21 protein-coding genes are annotated in these 22,989 nt (G+C 63.9%); 15 read left to right on the forward strand and 6 right to left on the reverse strand.

Annotated elements, in window-relative coordinates:
* Nucleotides 1-19 precede the first annotated feature (19 nt).
* The 3 genes from UCMB321_RS06285 to UCMB321_RS06295 are packed head-to-tail and all read right to left on the reverse strand — an operon-like array spanning nt 20 to nt 2,456.
* Entirely contained in the window at nt 20-433 is a 414-nt protein-coding gene (locus UCMB321_RS06285; RefSeq protein WP_052451087.1) for a hypothetical protein, read from the reverse strand.
* Complete coding sequence (locus tag UCMB321_RS06290; RefSeq protein ID WP_040064697.1) at nt 430-996, reverse strand: DUF4166 domain-containing protein; 567 nt, start codon at nt 994-996, stop codon at nt 430-432. The genes UCMB321_RS06285 and UCMB321_RS06290 overlap by 4 nt, the downstream gene beginning before the upstream one ends.
* Nucleotides 993-2,456, reverse strand: coding sequence for a TIGR01777 family oxidoreductase (locus UCMB321_RS06295; protein ID WP_040064699.1), 1,464 nt, complete (start codon nt 2,454-2,456; stop codon nt 993-995). Before UCMB321_RS06295 ends, UCMB321_RS06290 begins: the two co-directional genes overlap by 4 nt.
* A 189-nt stretch (nt 2,457-2,645) precedes the next feature.
* Between UCMB321_RS06295 and prfB the strand changes: the two genes are divergently transcribed.
* The 6 genes from prfB to UCMB321_RS06325 all read left to right on the forward strand — a co-directional run bounded on the left by prfB (nt 2,646) and on the right by UCMB321_RS06325 (nt 8,929).
* Nucleotides 2,646-3,741 (forward strand): peptide chain release factor 2 gene (gene prfB, locus UCMB321_RS06300; RefSeq protein WP_157015856.1). Its coding sequence is split into 2 segments (ribosomal slippage): nt 2,646-2,717 and nt 2,719-3,741, totalling 1,095 coding nucleotides; the frame shifts between segments, so codons are not numbered across the junction.
* 95 nt (nt 3,742-3,836) lie between these two features.
* Entirely contained in the window at nt 3,837-5,339 is a 1,503-nt protein-coding gene (lysS, locus tag UCMB321_RS06305) for a lysine--tRNA ligase (protein WP_040064701.1), read from the forward strand.
* A 105-nt stretch (nt 5,340-5,444) separates the two neighbouring features.
* Entirely contained in the window at nt 5,445-6,149 is a 705-nt protein-coding gene (locus tag UCMB321_RS06310; RefSeq protein ID WP_040064702.1) for a TetR/AcrR family transcriptional regulator, read from the forward strand.
* A gap of 93 nt (nt 6,150-6,242) precedes the next feature.
* Nucleotides 6,243-7,520: a flavohemoglobin expression-modulating QEGLA motif protein gene (locus UCMB321_RS06315; RefSeq protein WP_040064704.1), complete on the forward strand. Its 1,278-nt coding sequence runs from the start codon at nt 6,243-6,245 to the stop codon at nt 7,518-7,520.
* 171 nt (nt 7,521-7,691) lie between these two features.
* Nucleotides 7,692-8,606, forward strand: coding sequence for an alpha/beta hydrolase (locus UCMB321_RS06320; protein WP_040064706.1), 915 nt, complete (start codon nt 7,692-7,694; stop codon nt 8,604-8,606).
* Nucleotides 8,603-8,929 carry a PA3694 family proteiin gene (locus tag UCMB321_RS06325; protein WP_040064707.1) on the forward strand — a complete coding sequence of 109 codons (327 nt, stop codon included), beginning with the start codon at nt 8,603-8,605 and terminating at the stop codon, nt 8,927-8,929. Before UCMB321_RS06320 ends, UCMB321_RS06325 begins: the two co-directional genes overlap by 4 nt.
* Nucleotides 8,930-9,114: 185 nt before the next feature.
* Here the strand turns inward: UCMB321_RS06325 and UCMB321_RS06330 are convergent, their stop codons facing one another.
* The gene (locus UCMB321_RS06330) at nt 9,115-9,456 is read right to left on the reverse strand and encodes a hypothetical protein (protein ID WP_040064709.1); all 342 of its coding nucleotides are present in this window, start codon (nt 9,454-9,456) and stop codon (nt 9,115-9,117) included.
* Between the two features lie 223 nt (nt 9,457-9,679).
* On the opposite strand from UCMB321_RS06330, the gene ppc reads away from it, so the two are divergent.
* The 6 genes from ppc to UCMB321_RS06360 all read left to right on the forward strand — a co-directional run bounded on the left by ppc (nt 9,680) and on the right by UCMB321_RS06360 (nt 16,388).
* Nucleotides 9,680-12,310 carry a phosphoenolpyruvate carboxylase gene (gene ppc / locus UCMB321_RS06335; RefSeq protein ID WP_040064711.1) on the forward strand — a complete coding sequence of 877 codons (2,631 nt, stop codon included), beginning with the start codon at nt 9,680-9,682 and terminating at the stop codon, nt 12,308-12,310.
* A gap of 286 nt (nt 12,311-12,596) precedes the next feature.
* Nucleotides 12,597-13,244 (forward strand): adenylate kinase, encoded by a 648-nt coding sequence (gene adk, locus UCMB321_RS06340; RefSeq protein ID WP_040064713.1) that lies wholly within the window; start codon nt 12,597-12,599, stop codon nt 13,242-13,244.
* Between the two features lie 94 nt (nt 13,245-13,338).
* The gene (tsaB, locus tag UCMB321_RS06345; protein ID WP_040064714.1) at nt 13,339-14,013 is read left to right on the forward strand and encodes a tRNA (adenosine(37)-N6)-threonylcarbamoyltransferase complex dimerization subunit type 1 TsaB; all 675 of its coding nucleotides are present in this window, start codon (nt 13,339-13,341) and stop codon (nt 14,011-14,013) included.
* Between the two features lie 331 nt (nt 14,014-14,344).
* Nucleotides 14,345-14,644 carry a hypothetical protein gene (locus tag UCMB321_RS06350; protein ID WP_040064715.1) on the forward strand — a complete coding sequence of 100 codons (300 nt, stop codon included), beginning with the start codon at nt 14,345-14,347 and terminating at the stop codon, nt 14,642-14,644.
* A 13-nt stretch (nt 14,645-14,657) separates the two neighbouring features.
* The gene (locus tag UCMB321_RS06355; protein WP_040064716.1) at nt 14,658-15,527 is read left to right on the forward strand and encodes a DUF72 domain-containing protein; all 870 of its coding nucleotides are present in this window, start codon (nt 14,658-14,660) and stop codon (nt 15,525-15,527) included.
* Nucleotides 15,528-15,560: 33 nt separating this feature from the next.
* A complete protein-coding gene (locus UCMB321_RS06360; RefSeq protein ID WP_040064717.1) occupies nt 15,561-16,388 on the forward strand; it encodes an isocitrate lyase/PEP mutase family protein in 828 nt (275 codons plus the stop codon).
* A 22-nt stretch (nt 16,389-16,410) separates the two neighbouring features.
* On the opposite strand, the gene UCMB321_RS06365 is transcribed toward UCMB321_RS06360, so the two are convergent.
* On the reverse strand, nt 16,411-17,025 hold the full coding sequence (locus UCMB321_RS06365) for a hypothetical protein (protein ID WP_040064718.1): 615 nt from the start codon (nt 17,023-17,025) through the stop codon (nt 16,411-16,413).
* Between the two features lie 92 nt (nt 17,026-17,117).
* Between UCMB321_RS06365 and UCMB321_RS06370 the strand changes: the two genes are divergently transcribed.
* Nucleotides 17,118-17,900, forward strand: a complete 783-nt coding sequence (locus tag UCMB321_RS06370) for a class I SAM-dependent methyltransferase (RefSeq protein WP_040064719.1) — start codon at nt 17,118-17,120, stop codon at nt 17,898-17,900.
* A gap of 13 nt (nt 17,901-17,913) precedes the next feature.
* On the opposite strand, the gene UCMB321_RS06375 is transcribed toward UCMB321_RS06370, so the two are convergent.
* Complete coding sequence (locus UCMB321_RS06375; RefSeq protein WP_040064721.1) at nt 17,914-18,549, reverse strand: TetR/AcrR family transcriptional regulator; 636 nt, start codon at nt 18,547-18,549, stop codon at nt 17,914-17,916.
* Between the two features lie 93 nt (nt 18,550-18,642).
* On the opposite strand from UCMB321_RS06375, the gene UCMB321_RS06380 reads away from it, so the two are divergent.
* Nucleotides 18,643-19,743 (forward strand): efflux RND transporter periplasmic adaptor subunit, encoded by a 1,101-nt coding sequence (locus UCMB321_RS06380; RefSeq protein ID WP_040064723.1) that lies wholly within the window; start codon nt 18,643-18,645, stop codon nt 19,741-19,743.
* Nucleotides 19,744-19,749: 6 nt separating this feature from the next.
* The gene (locus tag UCMB321_RS06385; protein WP_052451088.1) at nt 19,750-22,860 is read left to right on the forward strand and encodes an efflux RND transporter permease subunit; all 3,111 of its coding nucleotides are present in this window, start codon (nt 19,750-19,752) and stop codon (nt 22,858-22,860) included.
* The last annotated feature ends 129 nt before the right edge of the window (nt 22,861-22,989 follow it).

A 22,989-nucleotide genomic window follows, 5' to 3' on the forward strand; every position in this document is an offset into this window, starting at 1 on the left:
ACCGGTTCCGCGTCTTGTTTCACCCCTGGTTCGAACGCTTCCAGCCATACAGGGTGATGATCCAGAACGGCAGCCACCAGACCAGATCGTTGCACATCAGCATGATCCCGCTGTGCCAGGGCAGAACGCCGCTCATGGCTGATTGCACGAAGCCGATGGGGCCCAATGTCTTGCCGACTATCCCGACGGCCACCAGCGGCCAATAGCGAACCACGTCCTGGGCGGCAATCCAGTAGCCCAGCGCATACACGCCGACCATCATGCCGATGCAGCGGACCATCACGTCCGGCGTGGTCGGCATCTGCAGCCAGGCAAAGACCTGGCTGGGCCAGACCGCCAGCAGCACGGCGTAGAACAGGTTGTAGAGCGCGGCGATGCGCAGGATCCAGGACATCCAGGCGGGCGCGGTGCGGGTTGGGAACAGGTACGTCATGGGTTTTCCGTCTGTGTTGATGAAAAGGTGGGCTCGACCAGGCTCAATACGCCGTTGTAGTGAATGAGTGTGCCGAAGCGGGCCAGGTCGACCTTGACCCGGCAGTGATAACGCCGGGCGTCGATGGGTTGCTCACTCGCACTGATCGTCAGGCCGGGCACCGGCCAGCCAAGCCCGCGCAGGACGACCCGTTCGCAGCGCTGATGCAGGCCGCCTTCGGCATCGACCCACGTGCTGAGCGGCGCCGCAATCGGCCCCACGTGCTCGACGATCACGGCACCGGTTCCGGCCTGCATCAGGCTGTTCATGGCCCGGCCGCCGATGACTCTCTGCCAGCGCTCCGAGGTGCGGGTGGCTGGCGCAATATCCACGCGGCATGAGGCGGCCGGCGACGCGGCCGGCATCCTCGCCAACAGCGGCAGCAGCCTTGGCCAGAACGCGCGGGTCCAGCCAACCGCCAGCGTGCCCTGGACCTGAGCCCCTTGTGCGCCATGCAAGGCTTGCAGGACCGGCGCCAGCTTGGCGAAATCCTCCGTGAGAATCTGCTGGTAAAGGCTCTTCATCGGGGTGTTATCCCGCAGACTTCAACCAGTGCCGATGACAGCGTCGGATACTGAAAGTCGAAGCCTTCTTCCAGAAGCCGGCGCGGGCTGACCCGTTGGCCGTCCAGCAAGAGGCAGGACTGTTCGCCCAGCAAACCCCGCACGGGGGCTTCCGGCAGGGGGAGCCAGGCCGGTCGCTTGAGCAGCCGGGCCGCTTCGCGGACAAAGGCCTGCTGGCTCGGGTTCTCCGGCGCGACCAGGTTGTAGACGATGGCATCCGGTTCAGCTGGGGCGCTGCGGCAGAACCAGGCGATGGCCGCCAGTACGTCTTGCAGGTGAATCCAGCTCATGATCTGCCGGCCGCTGCCCAGCGGCCCGCCGAATCCCAGCCGTATGGGCATGAGCATGGCCGGCAAGGCGCCGCCCTGGCCGAACACCAGCCCCAGGCGCATCAGTCTCAAGGCGATACCGGCGTCGAGAGCGCCACGGGCCGCCTCTTCCCAGCGTTGGCAAAGCTCTGTGGTAAAGCCGTTCTGCCCGGGGCTCGACTCATCGAGCGTACGCGGGTCATCCAGCGCCTGCTCGCCATAAAAGCCAACGGCTGAGGCCGACAGCATCAAACGTGGTTTTCGGCTGGCGTTGCGGGCCCAGGCCACCAGGGCCTTGGTGGTCTCGACGCGGCTGGCGATCAGGCTGGCCTTGCGCGCGGGGTTCCAGGGGCGACCGAGGATGGTTTCCCCCGCGAGATTGATCACCACGTCCACCGGTGTCTGGCGATGAAGTTGATCCAGGGTGGTGATGCAGCGTACGCGTCCTTGAAAGAGGGCGGCGGCCTTGAGCGGGTCGCGTGCCAGTACCACGGGGACCTGTCCGGCGGCCAGCAGGCTGCGCACCAGCGCCTGGCCGATGAATCCGGTGCCGCCGCTGATCAGGAAGGTCTGGGCTGGCGGGCCGAAGTCGAAGGCCGCTTGAGGTGCAGCGCGACTCAGGGCCCGGCTGGCAAAGCCGTCGCGGACACCGGAGAGGGTGACGCCCACGGCCATCACGCTGAGTACGAGGCTCCATAGGCCCTGGGGTGTCCAGTGCAGGGCACTGGGGAGCGTCGCCCAGTCCAGTGAAAGCTGGGCCAGCAGGCCGAACAGCACGCCCGCATTGATGGCCAGCACCGTGTGGGTGATGCGTTCACTGGGCGGCAAGCGGCGGCTGCGGTCTTCTTCGACGAAGTCCATCAGGGTCAGCGTGATTTCGACCAGCACAATGGCCCAGAGCACCCCTAACCAGGCGCCACCCCAGGCAAACCACGCCAGGCCGCCGAACAGCACGCCGTAGAGCAGCGAGCGGATGGCGTGCAGCCGCAGCTCATAGGCGGCCGATGCCTGTTGGGGCAGGGCGCAGCGTAGTTCGTGATGGTAAATCACGTCGAACGCGCCCATCAGGCCCTGGGCCACCAGCAGGGCCAGGATCGTTTCGTGAAGCGTCATGCCAGCGTTCCTTGCGCAAATCTTCCTTTTTGGGGCGCATACAATAACCGCCCATTCACGGTTTTTGGAGAATGGCTGTCCTTCCAGGCGTCACTTTATGCCTTCACCCCGCCAAGCGGGCTGCCGGGACGCGTACAAACCGGTTATACTCGCCGGCTTTCAAAAGTTCACCGACGAGTGCTGCCCGCCATGGAAATCAACCCGATCCTTAACAGTATCAAGGACCTGTCCGAGCGCTCCGAAACCATTCGGGGGTATCTTTGACTACGATCAAAAGCATGAGCGCCTGACCGAAGTCAATCGCGAGCTTGAAGATCCGTCTGTCTGGAACAACCCCGAATACGCGCAGAACCTCGGCCGCGAGCGCTCCGCGCTGGCGCTGATCGTCGAGACCCTGGACGACATGTCCAGCGGCCTGGCCGACGCCCGCGACCTGCTGGAAATGGCCGCCGCCGAAGAAGACCAGGGCGCCGTCGATGACGTTGCCGCTGAAGTCGAACGCCTGCGCGAAGCCCTCGAGAAACTGGAATTCCGTCGCATGTTCAGCGGCGAAATGGACCCGAACAACGCCTACCTGGATATCCAGGCCGGTTCCGGCGGCACCGAAGCCCAGGACTGGGCCAATATCCTGCTGCGCATGTACCTGCGCTGGGCCGACAAGCGCGGTTTCGACGCCACCATCATGGAACTGTCCGCCGGCGAAGTCGCCGGGATCAAGGGCGCCACCGTGCATATCAAGGGTGAGTACGTCTTCGGCTGGCTGCGCACCGAGATCGGCGTGCACCGTCTGGTGCGCAAGAGCCCGTTCGACTCCGGCAACCGTCGCCACACCTCGTTCTCGGCGGTTTTCGTATCCCCGGAAATCGACGACAACATCGAAATCGAAATCAACCCGGCAGACCTGCGGATCGACACCTATCGCTCCTCCGGTGCCGGTGGCCAGCACGTTAACACCACCGACTCGGCCGTACGGATCACCCACGTACCGACCAACACCGTGGTCAGCTGCCAGAACGAACGCTCCCAGCACGCGAACAAAGACACCGCGATGAAAATGTTGCGGGCGCGCTTGTACGAACAGGAAGTGCAGAAGCGCAACGCCGCTTCCCAGGCCCTGGAAGACACCAAGTCGGATATCGGCTGGGGTCACCAGATCCGCTCCTACGTACTCGACGCCTCGCGGATCAAGGATCTGCGCACCAACATCGAACGCAGCGACTGCGACAAGGTGCTGGACGGCGATATCGACGAATACCTGGAAGCCAGCCTCAAGCAAGGGCTTTAAGGCACTGCGGCGGCGGCGCGCATCAAGGCGCGTCGCGGCCGTGAACCCCTGCCGAAGGCCGGGGGCAACGAACCTGTGATGGAAAATCTAAAGACATGAGCGACCTACAACTCGACCCGCAAGCCCTGCAACAGGAAGAAAACACCCTGATCGCCCTGCGCAAGGAAAAGCTGGCTGCCGAGCGCGCCAAGGGTCAGGCCTTCCCCAACGACTTCCGTCGCGACGCCTACTGCGAAGACTTGCAGAAACAGTACGCGGACAAGACCAAGGAAGAACTGGCAGAAGCGGCGATCCCGGTCAAGGTTGCCGGTCGCATCATGCTCAACCGTGGCTCCTTCATGGTGATCCAGGACATGTCCGGGCGCATCCAGGTCTACGTCAACCGCAAGACCCTCTCGGAAGAGACCCTGGCCGCGGTGAAAACCTGGGACCTGGGCGACATCATTTCCGCCGAAGGTACCCTGGCCCGTTCCGGCAAGGGCGACCTGTACGTCGAAATGACCGACGTGCGCCTGCTGACCAAGTCCCTGCGCCCGCTGCCGGACAAGCACCACGGCCTGACCGACACCGAGCAGCGCTACCGCCAGCGCTACGTCGACCTGATCGTCAACGAAGAAGTGCGCCAGACCTTCCGCGTGCGTTCGCAGGTCATCGCGCATATCCGCAACTTCATGATGCAGCGCGATTTCATGGAAGTGGAAACGCCGATGCTGCAGACCATCCCTGGTGGCGCCGCGGCCAAGCCGTTCGAAACCCACCACAATGCGCTGGACATGGGCATGTACCTGCGCATCGCGCCGGAGCTGTACCTCAAGCGCCTGGTGGTTGGCGGCTTCGAGCGTGTGTTCGAGATCAACCGCAACTTCCGTAACGAAGGTGTTTCGACCCGGCACAACCCCGAGTTCACCATGCTCGAGTTCTACCAGGCCTACGCCGACTATGAAGACAACATGGACCTGACCGAAGAACTGTTCCGTGAACTGGCGCAAGCGGTTCTGGGCAGCACCGACGTGCCTTATGGCGACAAGGTGTTCCACTTCGGCGAGCCGTTCGCGCGCCTGTCGGTGTTCGACTCGATCCTCAAGTACAACCCGGAAATTTCCGCCGCCGACCTGCAGGACATCGACACCGCCCGCGCCATCGCCAAGAAGGCCGGTGCCAAGGTGCTCGGCTTCGAAGGCCTGGGCAAGCTGCAGGTGATGATTTTCGAAGAGCTGGTCGAGCACAAGCTGGAACAGCCGCACTTCATCACCCAGTACCCGTTCGAAGTGTCGCCGCTGGCGCGCCGCAACGACGAGAACCCGAACGTCACCGACCGTTTCGAGCTGTTCATCGGTGGCCGTGAAATCGCCAACGCCTACTCCGAGCTGAACGATGCCGAAGACCAGGCCGAGCGCTTCAAGGCCCAGGTGGCGGACAAGGACGCCGGCGACGACGAGGCCATGCACTACGACGCCGACTTCGTGCGTGCGCTGGAGTACGGCATGCCGCCGACGGCGGGCGAGGGCATCGGTATCGACCGCCTGGTGATGCTGCTCACCAATGCGCCGTCGATTCGCGATGTGATCCTCTTCCCGCACATGCGGCCACAAGCATAAAACCGTTGTTGAAAAAGCCGCCCTCGCAAGGCGGCTTTTTTATTGTCCGTTGGTACTGACGTTTCAAAAAATTACAAGAGAGGAAGACCGGTAGTGGAGCGTGCAATGGCGCAAAAGGGAGCAGCTGGCGTCGCCACTGCGGTGGCTGAAAGTGTCCAGTACCAGGGACGCAAGGCCAGCCGACAGGGTAGCGAGCAACGGAGACAGGAGATTCTCGACGCGGCCATGCGGATTGTCGTGCGCGATGGCGTGCGTGGTGTGCGCCATCGGGCGGTGGCCGCCGAGGCCGGGGTGCCGTTGTCGGCCACCACCTATTACTTCAAGGATATCGATGACCTGCTCACCGATACCTTCGCCCAGTATGTCGAGCGCAGTGCGGCCTACATGGCCAAGCTGTGGGCAAACACCGAGGGCGTATTGCGGGAAATGGTCGCCTACGGTGACGGCAGTGCGGCGTCGCGGTCCCAACTGGCCGACGATATTGCCCACATGGCCACCGACTATATCCTGCGACAACTGCACAACCGCCGTGAGTACCTGATGGCCGAACAGGCGTTTCGCCAAGAGGCGCTGCTCAATCCGCGCCTGGCGGCGTTGGTGCGTTCGCATCAGCAGATTCTCCTACAGGGGACGTGTCAGTTTTTCCATGTTCTGGGGTCCAAGGAGCCACAGCAGGATGGCAAAGTGTTGACGGCGATTATCGGACGGATGGAATATCAGGGGCTTCTCAACGACGACGAGGCCCAGGCTGAGCAGGACATGCTGGGGATTGTCTCGCGTTACATGCATCTGGTGCTGGCGTCGGTCTAGGCGCTGTACGAAAACTGCCTGCGCGGCGAGTTCTCGTACAGACCCTAGGCTCTTTGCAGGGCGATCCAGCGCAGCCACCTTCAGGAGTCACCCTTGGACGATTACCAGCAGACGATACGCAGCCTCTCCGATCGCATTGTGCTGGCGCAGACACCGATTCGCGTGCTCGATGCGGTGAAGTGGGACGACAACATCCGCAAGGGTTTTCTCAAGGCCAAGGGCAAGGAAATGCCGGCGGTGGACCGCGACTATTACACCTCGCGGCCCCTGTCGTTCGATTCCGCTGCGGTGAAGCTGGAGTTCCAGAACATCGAGCGCGATATCACCCGTCGGCTCGGCCAGTTCAACCCGGTCGGGCAGATCATGCGGCGCATGTGCCGGGAGTACCGCCAGGTGGTGCGGATGCTCGAAGCCCGTGGCACCGCGGATTTCGGGCTGATTTCCCAGGAGCTGTACGGCGCCGCGTCGGATGCTTTCCACGCCGGTGATCCGACCCTGGCCGACCTCGGGCTGATGCTCTCCGATTACCTGAACAATATCGATATCCGCGGTGACCTCAAGGACGAACCCAAGACCCTCACCGCCAAGGAGGCGGTCGACCTGCTGCAGCACCGGTTGAACAAGGTGTTCGGCGAGGCCGAGGAAACCATCCGGGTGTTCGAGTCCGATGGTATCGTCGCCGACGCGGCGGCGGGCGCCGACTACATCAAGATCCGCGCCGATGCGATGTTCAACTCGCGGGATGTGCGGGCGCTGGAGGTGCATGAGGGGCTGGTGCATGTCGGCACCACCCTCAACGGCTTGAACCAGCCGATCTGCACCTTCCTGTCCAAGGGCCCGCCCTCGTCGACGGTGACCCAGGAGGGCCTGGCGATCCTGATGGAAGTGATTGCCTTCGCCTCCTATCCCACCCGCTTGCGCAAGCTGACCAACCGCACCCGCGCCATCGACATGGTGGAGCAGGGCGCGGATTTCCTGCAGGTGTTCGAATTCTTCCGCGAGCAGGGTTTCGAGATGGCGGAAAGCTACGGCAATGCCAGTCGGATCTTCCGTGGCTCGACGCCCACGGGGCTGCCATTCACCAAAGACTTGTCCTACCTCAAGGGCTTCATCATGGTTTACAACTATATTCAGTTGGCCGTGCGCAAGGGCAAGCTCGAACAGGTGCCGTTGCTGTTTTGCGGCAAGACCACCTTGGAAGATATGCGCACCCTGCGCCAGCTGGTGGATGAGGGCCTGGTGGTGCCGCCCAAGTACCTGCCGGAGCAGTTCCGCGACATGAATGCGCTGTCGGCCTGGATGTGCTTCAGCAACTTCCTGAATCACTTGAGCCTGGATCGGATCGAGGCGGATTACTCTAATATCCTGTGACCGCTGACCCCTGTAGGAGCGAGCTTGCTCGCGATGGGCGTCAACGATAACGCGGGGCATCTGGTGCCCCGCGGTGTCTGTGCCTCCATCGCGAGCAATCGAGCGTCGACCGGCTGCTCCTACAGGGTAGGGTAGTGGTGTTCTCTACATGTCTAGCGAGGCTTCAAACGGATGAGAATCCTCGGCCTGTTGTGCCTGCTGCTGACCCTGAGCGGTTGCAGTTCCCTGCTGTTCTATCCCGATCCCGGTCTACCCTTCACCCCCGAGAAAGTCCATCTCGAATACCGCGATGTCACCCTGACCACCGCCGACGGCCTGCGCCTGCGTGCCTGGTGGCTGCCGGTCAAGGCCGGTGTGGCGGTCAAGGGCACGGTGCTGCACCTGCATGGCAACGGTGGCAACCTGTCCACCCAGCTGGGTGGCAGTTGGTGGTTGCCGGCGCAGGGTTACCAGGTGCTGCTGCTCGACTATCGCGGCTATGGATTGTCCGAAGGCGACCCGAGCCTGCCGGAGGTTTATCAGGACCTGGATGCGGCGTTCGACTGGTTGCAAAAGGCCCCCGAAGTACAAGACAAGCCCCTGGTGGTCCTGGGGCAGAGCCTGGGTGGGGCGCTCATGGTGCATTACCTGGTGGAACGGCACCCAGAATACCAGCCGCGCCTCAAGGCCCTGGTGCTCGATGGCGTACCGGCCAGCTACCGTTCGGTGGGCCGTGACGCCCTCGGTTCGTCCTGGCTGACCTGGCCCCTGCAGATCCCGCTGTCCTGGCTGGTCCCCGATGGCGACAGCGCCATCAGGGCCATGCCGCGCCTGACCGGCGTGCCGAAACTGATCTTCCACAGCCTCGACGACCCGATCGTGCCGCTGGCCAATGGCATCCAGCTGTACCAGGCGGCGCCACCGCCGCGGGTGTTGCAACTGACCCGTGGCGGTCATGTGCAGACCTTCGGCGACCCGGTCTGGCGCAAGGTGATGCTGCGTTATCTCGACGACCCGCAGCACTTCAACGGCCTGCGTCGCCTGGGCGAGATCCCGAATTATCCGCCTGTCCCGAATTCGAATGTTGAACCAGAGAGCCCGCAATGACTGAAGAACGTAACGCCATTCCCCTGATCATCACCGGTATCTGCAGCATCATCGGTACGGTGGGGTGCCTGTGGTACTACGGCTACCTGCATTTCGCAACGCCTGCGGATGCGCTGCTGCTGAACGAGTTCACCATGCTCAAGACGGTGCCGGGGGAGGACTACAAGGTCTCGCTGGAGCCGGCGGCGCAAACGGCGCAATGCGTCGATGGCGTGCTGGTGCTGTTCGACACGGAACAGAAAGGCCTCACCGGCGTGCTGGTGAACAGCAAGAAGCAGGCGGTGCGCTGCATGGGGCAGGAAACGCCGCAGCTTTTGCAGTAACCCCCGTCGACCGCCGCTCCGGGTGTGGCAGCCCGATACTTTGGCGTTACGCAAAATTGTAGGAGCCGGCTTGCTGGCGATGACGCCCGCAAGAGCGATGCAAGGCTCAAGGGCCTCATCGCCAGCAAGCCGGCTCCTACAGACCGTCGTTGCAGGCGCTATCCATGAGGGAGCTGCATGGACCCTCAGTGTTTCGGCTTGTCCTGGGAGGCCAGGTCATGCAGGTGTCGTCGCGACAACGACAGGAAGCGCGGCGTCGGCCCGACGTCTTCGTAGAGTGGATCGCCTTCCTCGTCGGTAGCCACCACCTGCGCGCCCTGGACATAGGGGAAACTGGCTTCCAGTTCCTCCAGTGCCGCGCCGATCAACTCGCCGAGCAGTTCTTCCGGGCGCCGCTTGGGGTACATGTCGATTACCGCCGCCAGGCGCGCCGCGGCTTCCACATCCAGATGAATGGCATAGCCGGTGTCGGTCAGCCGACCTTTGGCGTTTTCTTCCCAGTGCTGGGCAAGCTCACGGATTTTCATATCGACCTCAATTCGCACCCCGTTGATGGCGGGTATTGATGAGTGACCGGCCTGTACCGGCGATAAAGCCCTCGCGAGGCTTATTATCAGACTAGCCCTGGGCGACGAGGTTCCGCGCGGTTTTTTGCCGGGCATCAATAATTCGCTCGGCTTGTAAGCCTTCGTCGCCGTGGTGCACTCTTGAGCCCGTGAGCCGTCTCAGCATCCTCTGGAGAGTCTGTCGATGTCCGATATTGATGTACGTTTGCGTGAAGACGTCCACCTTTTGGGTGAGCTGTTGGGCAATACCATTCGTGACCAGCACGGTGACGAGTTCCTCGACAAGATCGAGCGTATCCGCAAGGGCGCCAAGGCCGATCGCAGCGGTTCGGCCACCGCCGAACTCAGCGCCAGCCTGGACGGTCTGGGCGACGACGAATTGCTGCCCGTGGCCCGGGCCTTCAATCAGTTCCTGAACCTGGCCAATATTGCCGAGCAGTATCAGTTGATCCACCGCCGTGACGAGTCGCAGCCGGCGCCCTTCGAGTCGCGGGTCCTGCCGGAGTTGCTGGCCCGGCTGCTCGCCGAAGGCCATGGCGCCGAATCCCTGGCGCGGCAATTGGCGCGCCTGGAGATCGAACTGGTGCTCACCGCGCACCCCACCGAGGTGGCGCGGCGGACCCTGATCCAGAAATACGATGCCATTGCCGCGCAATTGGCGCAGCAGGACCACCGCGACCTCACCGGCGCCGAGCGCGAGCAGATCCGCCAGCGCTTGCAGCGCCTGATCGCCGAAGCCTGGCACACCGAGGAAATCCGCCGCACCCGGCCGACCCCGGTGGACGAAGCCAAGTGGGGCTTCGCGGTGATCGAGCATTCCCTCTGGCAGGCCATTCCCAACTACCTGCGCCGCGCCGATCAGGCGCTGTTCGCCGCCACCGGCCTGCGCCTGCCGCTGGAGGCCGCGCCGATCCGTTTCGCGTCCTGGATGGGCGGCGACCGCGACGGCAACCCCAATGTCACCGCCAAGGTCACCCGCGAAGTCCTGTTGCTGGCGCGCTGGATGGCGGCGGACCTCTATCTGCGCGACGTCGATCACCTGGCCGCCGACTTGTCGATGCAACAGGCCAGCGAGGCCCTGCGCGCCCGCGCCGGTGAAAGCGCCGAACCTTACCGGGCGCTGCTCAAGCAACTGCGTGAGCGGCTGCGAGCGACCCGCAACTGGGCCCAGGCCTCCCTCGCCGCGACACAGCCGGCGTCGGACGAGGTGCTGCAGCACAACCGCGAACTGCTGGAGCCGCTGCAACTGTGCTACCAGTCCCTGCACGAATGCGGCATGGGCGTGATCGCCGACGGCCCGCTGCTCGATTGCCTGCGCCGGGCGGTGACCTTCGGCCTGTTCCTGGTGCGTCTGGATGTGCGTCAGGACTCCTCCCGTCACGCCGCCGCCATGACCGAGATCACCGACTACCTGGGGCTGGGGCGTTACGAAGACTGGAATGAAGAAGATCGCCTGACCTTCCTGATGCGCGAGCTGGCCAATCGCCGCCCGCTGTTGCCGGCCTGGTTCAAACCTTCCGCCGACACCGCCGAAGTGCTGGCGACCTGCCGGGAAATCGCCGCCGCGCCGGCGGACTCCCTCGGTTCCTACGTGATCTCCATGGCCGGGGCCGCCTCCGATGTGCTGGCGGTGCAATTGCTCCTCAAGGAGTCCGGCGTGCTCCGGCCGATGCGCGTGGTGCCCTTGTTCGAAACCCTGGCCGACCTGGACAACGCAGGGCCGGTGATGGAGCGGCTGTTGCTGTTGCCGGGCTATCGCGCGCGTCTGCAAGGTCCCCAGGAAGTGATGATCGGCTACTCCGATTCGGCCAAGGACGCCGGCACCACGGCGGCGGCCTGGGCGCAGTACCGGGCCCAGGAGCGGCTGGTGGAGATCTGCCGCGAGCAGCAGGTCGAACTGCTGCTGTTCCATGGTCGCGGCGGCACCGTCGGTCGCGGCGGCGGTCCGGCCCACGCAGCGATCCTGTCGCAGCCGCCGGGCTCGGTGGCGGGGCGTTTCCGGACCACCGAGCAGGGCGAGATGATTCGCTTCAAGTTCGGTCTGCCGGACATCGCCGAGCAGAACCTCAACCTCTATCTGGCCGCCGTGCTTGAAGCCACCTTGCTGCCGCCGCCACCGCCGCAACCGGCCTGGCGCAAACTGATGGACGAACTGGCGGCGGACGGCGTCCACGCCTACCGCGCCGAGGTGCGGGACAATCCGCAGTTCGTCGAATACTTCCGTCAATCCACCCCGGAACAGGAGCTCGGGCGCCTGCCGCTGGGCAGCCGTCCGGCCAAGCGCCGCGCCGGTGGGATCGAAAGCCTGCGGGCGATCCCGTGGATTTTCGGCTGGACCCAGACCCGCTTGATGCTGCCGGCCTGGCTCGGCTGGGAAGCGGCGCTGCGCAAGGCGCTGGCCCGTGGCGAAGGCGAGCTGCTGGCGCAGATGCGCGAGCAGTGGCCATTCTTCCGCACCCGTATCGACATGCTGGAAATGGTCCTGGCCAAGGCCGACAGCGACATCGCCCGCTCCTATGACGAGCGCCTGGTGGATGCCGAACTGCTGCCACTGGGTGTTCACTTACGCGACCTATTGTCGCAGGCGTGCGCGGTGGTGCTGGGGCTGACCGGTCAGTCGCAGTTGCTCGCCCACAGCCCCGAGACCCTGGAGTTCATTCGCCTGCGCAACACCTACCTGGATCCGCTGCACCTGTTGCAGGCCGAATTGCTGGCCCGCTCGCGACGTCAGGAAGCGGTACAGGACAGCCCTCTGGAACAGGCTTTGCTGGTGTCTGTGGCGGGAATTGCCGCCGGGTTGCGCAATACGGGTTGAGGTGTGCAGGAAGATTCCTTACAGGAAGCAGGACAAGAACGACCGCCCAGTCAGAGGCGGTCGTTTTTGTGTGGCGACACTTTATTGCCGGGGGGCGACCTGGCGTAGCAGGTTTCACCGCTCGTGCAGGCATGGGTTGCTGCGACTTTCGGCGGCTTGTGTGGGTCCGGTCGGCTGTGTATCTTGATCAGCCTTTGGCCGTTTTTACGGCCATGACCCTATTTTTGGGATTGGCCCCACGAGGCGAATCCGAGCGTTTCTAAATAAAAAATTGAGGAGCACATCGATGCGCGTCATTCTGCTGGGAGCTCCCGGGGCCGGTAAAGGTACTCAGGCTAAGTTCATCACCGAAAAATTCGGCATCCCGCAAATCTCCACTGGCGACATGCTGCGCGCCGCGGTCAAGGCCGGCACCGAGCTGGGCCTCAAGGCCAAGGGCATCATGGACGCCGGCGGCCTGGTCTCCGACGACCTGATCATCGCGCTGGTCAAGGACCGTATCGCCCAGGCCGATTGCGCCAAGGGTTTCCTGTTCGACGGTTTCCCGCGCACCATTCCCCAGGCCGAAGCCCTGGTGGACGCCGGCGTGGAGCTGGACCACGTGGTCGAGATCGCCGTCGACGACGAAGAAATCGTCCAGCGTATTGCCGGCCGTCGTGTGCACGAGGCTTCCGGGCGCGTCTACCACACCGTCTACAACCCGCCGAAAGTCGAAGGCAAGGACGACCTGACCGGTGACGACCTGGTGCAGCGCAAGGACGACACTGAAGAAACCGTGCGTCATCGCCTGTCGGTCTACCATTCCCAGACCAAGCCGCTGGTGGATTTCTACCAGAAGCTCTCGGCCGCCCAGGGCAAGCCGAAGTACAGCCATATCGCCGGCGTCGGTTCGGTCGAATCGATTACGGGCAAGGTGCTTGAAGCCCTGAGCTGATCCTTGTAGTCGCTGCCTCGACAACAGCCCGCTTGCGGGCTGTTGTTGTTTATACTGTTGCACTTTTTTTCATTTCGACCTGACGGACACATCGATGAGCACCTTGCTGGCCCTGGACACCGCGACTGAAGCCTGCTCCGTCGCCTTGCTGCACGACGGCAAGGTGACGAGCCACTACGAGGTGATTCCGCGCCTGCACGCGCAAAAACTCCTGCCGATGATCCAGCAGTTGCTGGCGGACGCCGGTATCAGCCTGTCGGCGGTGGAGGCGATTGCCTTTGGCCGTGGCCCCGGGGCCTTTACCGGGGTGCGGATTGCCATCGGTGTGGTCCAGGGGTTGGCGTTTGCGCTGGAGCGTCCGGTGTTGCCGGTGTCCAACCTGGCGGTCCTGGCGCAGCGGGCATTTCGCGAGCACGGTGCGCGCCAGGTGGCGGCGGCCATCGATGCACGGATGGACGAGGTGTACTGGGGCTGTTACCGCGAAGAGGCGGGGGAGATGCGTCTGGTGGGTGTCGAGGCGGTGCTGGCACCGCAGCTGGCCGCCTTGCCGGATGCTGCCACTGGCGAGTGGTTCGGGGCGGGCACGGGGTGGGGCTATGGCGAGCGGATCCAGGTCGCCTTGAGTGGCCAGGATGCCAGCCTGCTGCCCCACGCCGAAGACCTGCTGACCCTGGCGCGCTTTGCCTGGGAGCGCGGCGAGGCGATTCCCGCCGACGAGGCCCAGCCGGTCTACCTGCGCGACAAGGTGGCGACGCCCAAAGCCCGTTGAGGCGTCAAGACTGAATACGGTCCTTGTAGGGGCCGGCTTGCCGGCGATAGCGTTGGTTCGAACACTGCAAGGCTCACTGGCCTCATCGCCGGCAAGCCGGATCCCACAGGGGCGGCGGTCATCGATAAATTCCAGGCTAGACTGAGCGTTAAGCCGATCAGCCGGAAAGTCGCCCGGATCAGTCAAAAATGTGCCGTTCGTCATGTTTTCCCCACCCGGGCGCCGGGGTGTGAAAACCTTTTCCAGGTTCTGTGGTCCAGTTATCACTCGGGCAATAGCTAAGTGCGGCGCCTGCTGCTAAATTGCCATCATCGACACCGAGCATGCCCCAATGCGTATAGACGGCGTTTCCTCACAGTCCTACCCCATCAAGCGCAAACCGCGTAAAAGCGGGGTCGTGCTCGACGACGACGTCGATGTGCTGGTGGCTGATGACGAGGACCTGTCCGAGGTGGCGGCGCGCGCCGAAGCGGCCGGTAGCCGCCTGGCCAATCTGCCCGCCCGCCCGCAGGACATGATCTTCCATCGCGCCATGAGCAAAAGTGTCGCCACCGCCCTGGCCAGCTACCTGACCACCGCCGGTTTCGTCGAGTGGGACATGGAAGTGTTGGGGCTCGACCTGCATATCTGATTTAATCGGGTCGATGACTGACCCTGTCCTGCCTTACTACCTCGGTTGCCCTTCCTGGAGCGAAAACGCCTGGCGCGAGTACCTGTACCCGCCAACGGCGCGCGCGAACGACTTTCTCGACCTGTACGCCCAGGTGTTCAATGCCGTCGAAGGCAACACCACCTTCTACGCCCGGCCCGCGCCTGCCACGGTGGAGCGCTGGGCGCAGACCATGCCCGGGCACTTTCGCTTCACCGCCAAGTTTCCCCGGGATATCAGCCACGAGGGTGACCTGCGCGACCAGGCCCAGGCCGCCGAGGACTTCCTGCAACTGCTCAAGCCGCTAGGGTCTCGAGTGGCGCCGCTGTGGCTGCAGTTGCCGGCCAGTTTCGCGCCACAGCGCCTGGCCGAACTGGCCGGGTTCATCGACGCGCTGCAGCGCCCGCTGGCGGTCGAAGTCCGCCACCGCGAATTCTTCGCCAAGGGCGACGCCGAGCGGATGCTCAACCGTATGCTGCTGGACCGGGGTGTCGAACGGATCTGCCTCGACCCGCGGGCACTGTTCAGTTGCACCTCCACGGAGGCTTCGGTGCTGCACGCCCAGTCGAAAAAGCCCAAGGTGCCACCTCGTCCGGCGGCGTTCACGCTGTTCCCGCAGGTGCGTTTCATCGGCCACCCGGAATTGCAGGCCAATGAGCCTTTCCTGACCCCCTGGGTCGAAAAAGTGGCCGGCTGGATCGAGGAAGGGCGCACGCCCTATGTGTTTCTGCACACCTCCGACAACCGCCTCGCACCAGCGCTGGCGCAACGTTTCCACGCGCGACTGATGGCACGTTTGCCTGGCTTGCCGGCGCTGCCTGAGCTATACAGAGGACCTGCTTCGGAGCAACTTGGCTTGCTCTGACGGCGCCATTTTCTCTTTGCCAGGAGTCGACCCATGGATGCGCAAACCCTTCGAGCCCAGACGTTCAAGTCCCTGCACGAACGTGCGGGGGCCTTCGTGATTCCCAACCCCTGGGATGCCGGATCGGCGAAAATGCTCGCCGCACTGGGGTTCGAGGCGCTGGCGACCACCAGTGCGGGGTTGGCGTTTTCCCTTGGGCGTCCGGATGCGGAGGGGGCCAATTCACTGAGCGATACGCTGGATAACGCACGGGGCATTGTCATGGCCACGCCACTGCCGGTGGCGGCGGATCTGGAAAACGGCTTTGACCACAGCCCCGCCGGTTGTGCCGAGGCGATTCGGCGGGCGGCCGAAGCCGGGCTGGTGGGGGGCTCGATCGAGGATGCCAGTGGTCACGCCGACGACCCCATCTATGCCTTCAACCACGCGGTGGAGCGGGTCGAGGCCGCGGTGGTGGCGGCCCGTGACCTGTCGTTCCCGTTCATGCTGACGGCGCGGGCGGAGAACCTGCTGCATGGCCGCCTGGATCTGCCGGATACCATTCGCCGTTTGCAGGCGTTCGCCGAGGCCGGCGCGGACGTGTTGTATGCACCGGGCCTGCGCACGCGCGAGGAGATCGAGGCGGTGGTCAAGGCCGTGGCGCCCAAGCCTGTGAACGTGTTGATGGCAGGTGGGGTTAACCTGTCGGTGGCCGAATTGGGCGAACTGGGCGTCAAGCGCATCAGTGTCGGTTCGGCGTTGGCTCGGGCGGCGTACGGTGCGTTCTATCGGGCGGCCGAGGAGATTCGTGGGCAGGGGACGTTTGTCGCACTGGATCAGGCGATTCCGTTCGCGCGGATCAACCAGATGTTCAAGGGGTAGGGAAACACAGGACGCTGGGGACTCAGGCCGCCAGGCGCAGATTCTGTGCCACCAGCGGACGTGCCCAGTGCAGGTCGTAGTCCATGGCCTTCTGCTGCTCGGCCAGGGTGGCCTCGTCGAACGGAACGTGAGGGGGCAGCAGGTCCAGCTCGAACTCGGCAATCGGCAGGTGCAGCGGACGCGGTTGCGGCGCAGGGCCCGGTGCGGGCAGCGGCTGGCCGGCGTTGAGGACGATAGGGCGGACCCAGCCGCTTTCGAAATCCTGCTGCTTCTGCTGGGCGACGATTTCTTCCGGCGGATAGGGCACGGGCTTCTTCAGTAGGTCCAGATCGAATTCGGCAATCGGCAGGAACAGTGGCTCCGGTGGACGGACCGGTGTTTCCTGCACGTTGCACTGACGCTGGTCGACGATCTGCGCCAGCAGCTCGGCACCGGCGGTGGGCTCCACCGGGCCATCGACCGGCAATTGCGCCTGGACATTCTTTTCACCCGGCGCATCCCCCACCTGTTCGGCCAGCGCCCGGGCAAAGAAATCCTGCCACAGGTGACTGACACCGCTCAGTGCCTGGGAATTGCGCAGGCCATAATCGCCGACGGGCGATAGATAACCTATGGATGTGCTGGGAATGTCTGACATGGCTCTCGATTGACGCTCAGCTCTGGCAAAATGCCGGATAATGTTTTTATCGGCAGCTTTTGCCGATCATTAAATTTTTGAGCGTGTTTTTCATGAGTGAGCAACAAGCGCCGGTGCGTATCAGAGTCGAGGCCCTGGCCGAAGGGTTGCAGTCCCGGGCCGAAGCGTGGGCCGAGCGCCTCGGCTTGCCATTGCAGGAGCCCGAAGCCGAGTTCGCCTTGCAGCTGTCGGAACAGGGCTTGCAGTTGCAGCAACTGGGGCCGGAGGCGCCGGGGCCGGTTCGCGTGGACTTTGTCGAAGGCGGTGCGGCGCATCGGCGTCTGTATGGCGGCGGCAGCGGGCAGATGATCGCCAAGGCGGTGGGAATCCAGCCGGGCGTGCGTCCGCGGGTGCTGGATGCCACGGCGGGCCTGGGCAAGGATGCTTTCGTGCTGGCGAGCCTGGGCTGCGAGATGAGCCTGATCGAGCGCCAGCCGCTGATCGGTGCCTTGCTCGAAGACGGCCTGGCCCGTGGGCTGGAGGATTTCGAGGTGGCGCCGATTGTTTCGCGCATGCACCTGCTCAAGGGCAACTCGATCGAGGTGATGCGCAATTGGGAAGGCGAGGCGCCGCAGGTGATCTACCTTGACCCGATGTTTCCCCACCGTGAGAAAACCGCCCTGGTGAAGAAGGAAATGCGCCTGTTCCGCCCGTTGGTGGGCGATGACCCGGATGCGCCGGCCTTGCTGGCGGCGGCGTTGGCGCTGGCGACCCACCGGGTGGTGGTCAAGCGCCCGCGCAAAGCGCCGTGCATTGACGGGCCCAAGCCGAGTCATGGCCTCGACGGCAAGTCGAGCCGCTACGATATCTATCCGAAGAAAGCCTTGAAGCCTTGAGACAACGGGGTGTTCAGGGCCTGTAGGCGCGCATGAACAACCCCACCACCTCGCGTACATGGGCCTCGCCCTCGGCCTCGCTCAACGGCCCGCCGCAGCCGAAGAGCAGCCGGAAGTTCCCCGCGCCCTTGAGCAGGCAGAAGAAATGCTCCGCGGCGTTGTGCGGCTTGTCGATCACCAGGGCGCCGCTCTGGTGGATCCGCTGCAGCAGTCGCTCCATCTCCGTCAGCACGCGCTCGGGCCCGGCCTCGAAGAAGATCTGCGAGAGCTTCGGGTCCTGGCTGCCCAGGGTCATGATCAGCCGATGCAGGTTCAGCGACTCGTCACTGTTGATCAGGTGATGAAAGCCCCGGGCGATGTTCAGCAGCACGCTTTCCACCGGCACGCCTTCGGGTAGGGCGAAGAACAGCTCGGGCAGCTGTTCTTCGCATTTGGCCACCACGGCGGCGGAGAACAGGGTCTCCTTGTCGTTGAAGTGGCTATACACCGTCAGCTTTGAAACACCTGCTGCTGCAGCGACTGCGTCCATGCTGGTGCTGGCGTATCCATTACTCAGAAACAGATCTTTCGCCGCTTGCAGGATGGCCTGGCGTTTTGCCAGGTCCTTGGGGCGGCCGGGGCCGCTGGGCACTGAAAGATTGTCGGACATTTTCTGACTTAATACTGGACTGGTGAGTATGGTATTAATACCATACTCATCAGTATAAATATTCTGAGCGCCACTAGCGAAAGGTCGCACACCATGTTCCGCTATGTCTTGCCCCTTGCTTTGCCCGCCAGTCTAGCCCTTTTCCTGGTCGGTTGTGGTCATGAAGAGCCGGCCCAGGTTTCCGTGCGTCCCGCCATGGTGGTGCAGCCACAGCCTTCGGCCCAGGCCATGGACAGCTATCCCGGCGAAGTGCGGGCGCGTTTCGAGCCCGACCTGGCCTTCCGTATCGGTGGCAAGGTCAGTCGACGACTGGTGGAGGAGGGCGAGCGGGTCAAGGCCAACCAGCCCCTGGCGGAGCTCGATCCCCAGGACGTGCGCCTGCAACTGGAAGCGACCCGCGCCCAGGTGGCGGCCGCCGAGGCCAACCTGAACCTGGTGCGCTCCGAGCGTGATCGCTACAAGACCTTGCTCGACCGGCAGATGGTCAGCCGTTCGCAGTACGACAATGCGGAAAATCTCTACCGTTCGGGTGAGGCGCGCCTCAAGCAGATCAAGGCCGAGTTCGACGTCTCCAGCAACCAGGCCGGTTATGCCGTGCTGCGGGCGCCCCAGGACGGTGTGGTCGCCAAGCGCCAGGTCGAAGTCGGTCAGGTGGTGGCCGCCGGACAGACGGTCTTCACCCTGGCCGCCGATGGCGAGCGCGAAGTGCTGATCAGCTTCCCGGAACAGGCCTTCGGGCGTTTCAAGATCGGCCAGGACGTGTCGGTGGAGCTCTGGTCCCAGCCGGATCAGCGTTTCAACGGGCATATCCGCGAGTTGTCGCCGGCCGCCGATCCCAAGTCCCGGACCTTCGCCGCCCGTATCGCCTTCAGCGCCGGCAAGGTCCCGGCCGAGCTGGGCCAGAGCGCCCGGGTGTATGTCCAGGCCGCTGGCGTGGTGCCGTTGTCGGTGCCGCTGTCGGCGCTGACCGCGGAAAACGGCGCGACCTATGTCTGGCGGATCCTGGCGGACAATACCCTCAAGCGTACCCCCGTGCGGGTCGGTGCCTTTGGCGAGAAGACCGTGCCGGTGTTCGAAGGCCTGACGGCCAGTGATTGGGTGGTGGCGGCCGGTGTACATGTGCTCCATGACGGCGAAAAGGTGCGCCCGGTGGATCGCTCCAACCGCGTGGTCAATCTGGCGGCCAAGGAGTAGTCCCCGATGGCATTCAATCTTTCCGAATGGGCGTTGCGCAATCGCCAGATCGTGCTGTTCCTGATGATCCTGCTCGCGGCGGTCGGCGCCTTGTCCTACACCAAGCTGGGGCAGAGCGAAGACCCGCCGTTCACCTTCAAGGCCATGGTCATCAAGACCAACTGGCCGGGGGCCACGGCCCAGGAAGTCTCGCGACAAGTCACCGAACGCATCGAAAAGAAGCTGATGGAGACCGGCGAGTACGAACGCATCGTGTCCTTCTCCCGGCCAGGGGAGTCCCAGGTGACCTTCATGGCCCGGGACTCGATGCATTCCTCGCAGATTCCCGACCTCTGGTACCAGGTGCGGAAGAAGATCGGCGATATCCGCCAGACCTTGCCGCCGGACATCCAGGGCCCGTTCTTCAACGATGAGTTCGGCACCACCTTCGGCAATATCTACGCCCTGACCGGCGACGGTTTCGACTACGCCGTGCTCAAGGATTATGCCGACCGTATCCAGATCCAGTTGCAGCGGGTCAAGGACGTGGGCAAGGTCGACCTGCTCGGCCTGCAGGACGAAAAGGTCTGGATCGAACTGTCCAACGTCAAGCTGGCGACCCTCGGCTTGCCGCTGGCCGCCGTGCAGCAGGCCTTGCAGGAGCAGAATGCGGTGTCCACCGCGGGTTTCTTCGAGACCCCGACCGAGCGCGTGCAACTGCGGGTCAGCGGTAACTTCAAGACGGTCGACGAGATCAGGAACTTCCCGATCCGTGTCGGCGACCGCACCTTCCGGATCAGCGATGTGGCCGATGTCCGCCGTGGCTTCAACGATCCACCGGCGCCGCGCATGCGTTTCATGGGCGAAGACGCGATCGGCCTGGCGGTGGCGATGAACGACGGCGGTGACATCCTGGTGCTGGGCAAGGCCCTGGAAGCCGAGTTCGCCCGGATCCAGAAAGGCCTGCCGGCGGGGATGAAACTGAGCAAGGTCTCCGACCAGCCGGCGGCGGTGAAGACCGGCGTCGGCGAGTTCGTCCAGGTGCTGGTGGAGGCCCTGGTCATTGTGCTGCTGGTGAGTTTCTTCTCCCTGGGCCTGCGCACCGGGATGGTGGTGGCGTTGGCGATTCCGCTGGTGCTGGCGATGACCTTTGCCGCCATGTACTACCTGGGCATCGGCCTGCACAAGATTTCCCTCGGCGCACTGGTGCTGGCCCTCGGCTTGTTGGTGGACGACGCGATCATCGCCGTGGAGATGATGGCGATCAAGATGGAGCAGGGCTTCGACCGCCTCAAGGCGGCGAGCTTTGCCTGGACCAGCACGGCGTTCCCGATGCTCACCGGCACCCTGATCACCGCCGCCGGCTTCCTGCCGATTGCCACCGCGCAGTCGGGCACCGGTGAGTACACCCGCTCGATTTTCCAGGTGGTGACCCTGGCGCTGCTGGCGTCGTGGATCGCGGCGGTGATGTTCGTGCCCTATCTGGGGGAAAAACTGCTGCCGGACTTGGCGAAGATCCACGCCGCCAAGCACGGCGGCGAGCAACCGGATCCCTATGGCACAGCGTTCTACCAGCGCGTCAGGCGCACGGTGGAATGGTGTGTGCGCCGGCGCAAGACCGTGATCGTGCTGACCATCGCGCTGTTTGTCGGCTCGGTGCTGCTGTTCCGCTTCGTGCCGCAGCAGTTCTTCCCGGCCTCCGGGCGATTGGAGCTGATGGTCGACCTGAAGCTGGCTGAAGGCGCCTCGCTGAACAACACCACCGAACAGGTTTCGCGCCTGGAAGCCCTGCTCAAGGACCACCCCGGCATCGACAACTACGTGGCCTATGTCGGCACCGGTTCGCCGCGTTTCTACCTGCCGCTGGACCAGCAATTGCCGGCCACCAGCTTTGCCCAGTTCGTGGTACTGGCCAAGAGCATCAAGGAGCGCGAAGAGCTGCGCACCTGGCTGATCAAGGTGCTCGACGAACAGTTCGCCGATGTGCGGGCGCGGGTGACACGCCTGGAGAACGGACCGCCCGTAGGTTATCCGGTGCAGTTCCGGGTCACCGGCGAGCATATCGAGGTGGTCCGCGCCCTGGCCCGCAAGGTGGCGGCCAAGGTGCGCGAGAACCCGCACGTGACCAACGTGCACCTGGACTGGGAAGAACCGAGCAAGGTGGTTTACCTCAATGTCGATCAGGACCGTGCCCGGGCGCTGGGGGTCAGTACCGCGAACCTGTCGCGCTTCCTGCAACTGTCGCTGACCGGTTCGACCGTCAGCCAGTACCGCGAGGACAATGAGCTGATCGAAATCCTCATGCGCGGCACTGTCCAGGAGCGCAACCAATTGTCGGCGCTGCCGAGCCTGGCGGTACCGACGGACAACGGCACCAGCGTGGCGCTGTCGCAGATCGCGACCCTGGAGTACGGTTTCGAGGAGGGCATCATCTGGCACCGCAACCGCTTGCCGAACGTGACGATCCGCGCCGATATCTACGGCCAGGAACAGCCGGTGAGCCTGGTCAAGCAGATCATGCCGACCCTGGACCCGATTCGCGCCGAGTTGCCGGACGGTTACCTGCTGGAGGTCGGCGGCACCGTGGAGGATTCGGAGCGTGGCCAGGCGTCGGTGAATGCCGGCGTGCCGCTGTTCATCGTGGTGGTGCTGACCTTGTTGATGCTGCAACTGCGCAGCTTCTCGCGGGTGGCGCTGGTGTTCCTGACCGCGCCGTTGGGCCTGATCGGGGTGACCCTGTTCCTGCTGGTGTTCCGCCAGCCGTTCGGCTTTGTCGCGATGCTCGGGACCATCGCCCTGTCGGGGATGATCATGCGTAACTCGGTGATCCTGGTGGACCAGATCGAGCAGGATATCCGGGCGGGCATGTCGCAGTGGCAGGCGATCATCGAGGCGACGGTGCGACGTTTCCGCCCCATCGTGCTGACCGCCCTGGCGGCGGTGCTGGCAATGATCCCGCTGTCGCGCAGCGTGTTCTACGGGCCGATGGCGGTGGCGATCATGGGCGGGTTGATCGTGGCGACGGCGTTGACCCTGCTGTTCCTGCCGGCGTTGTATGCGGGCTGGTTCAGGGTGAAGAAAACGGCCGATGAAGAGCAGCCGTTCGGAGCTGGCCTGGTAAGCGCCACCGACCTGTAGGAGCCAGCTTGCTGGCGATGGTCGTCAACGATAACGCGGGGCATCAGCATGACCGCGGTGTGGTGACGTTCATCACCAGCAAGCTGGCTCCTACAGGGGGCGGTGTCTGGCTGGCGATAGGAATCCAGG

This window comes from Pseudomonas batumici (assembly GCF_000820515.1).
GTDB classification, from domain to species: Bacteria; Pseudomonadota; Gammaproteobacteria; order Pseudomonadales; family Pseudomonadaceae; genus Aquipseudomonas; species Aquipseudomonas batumici.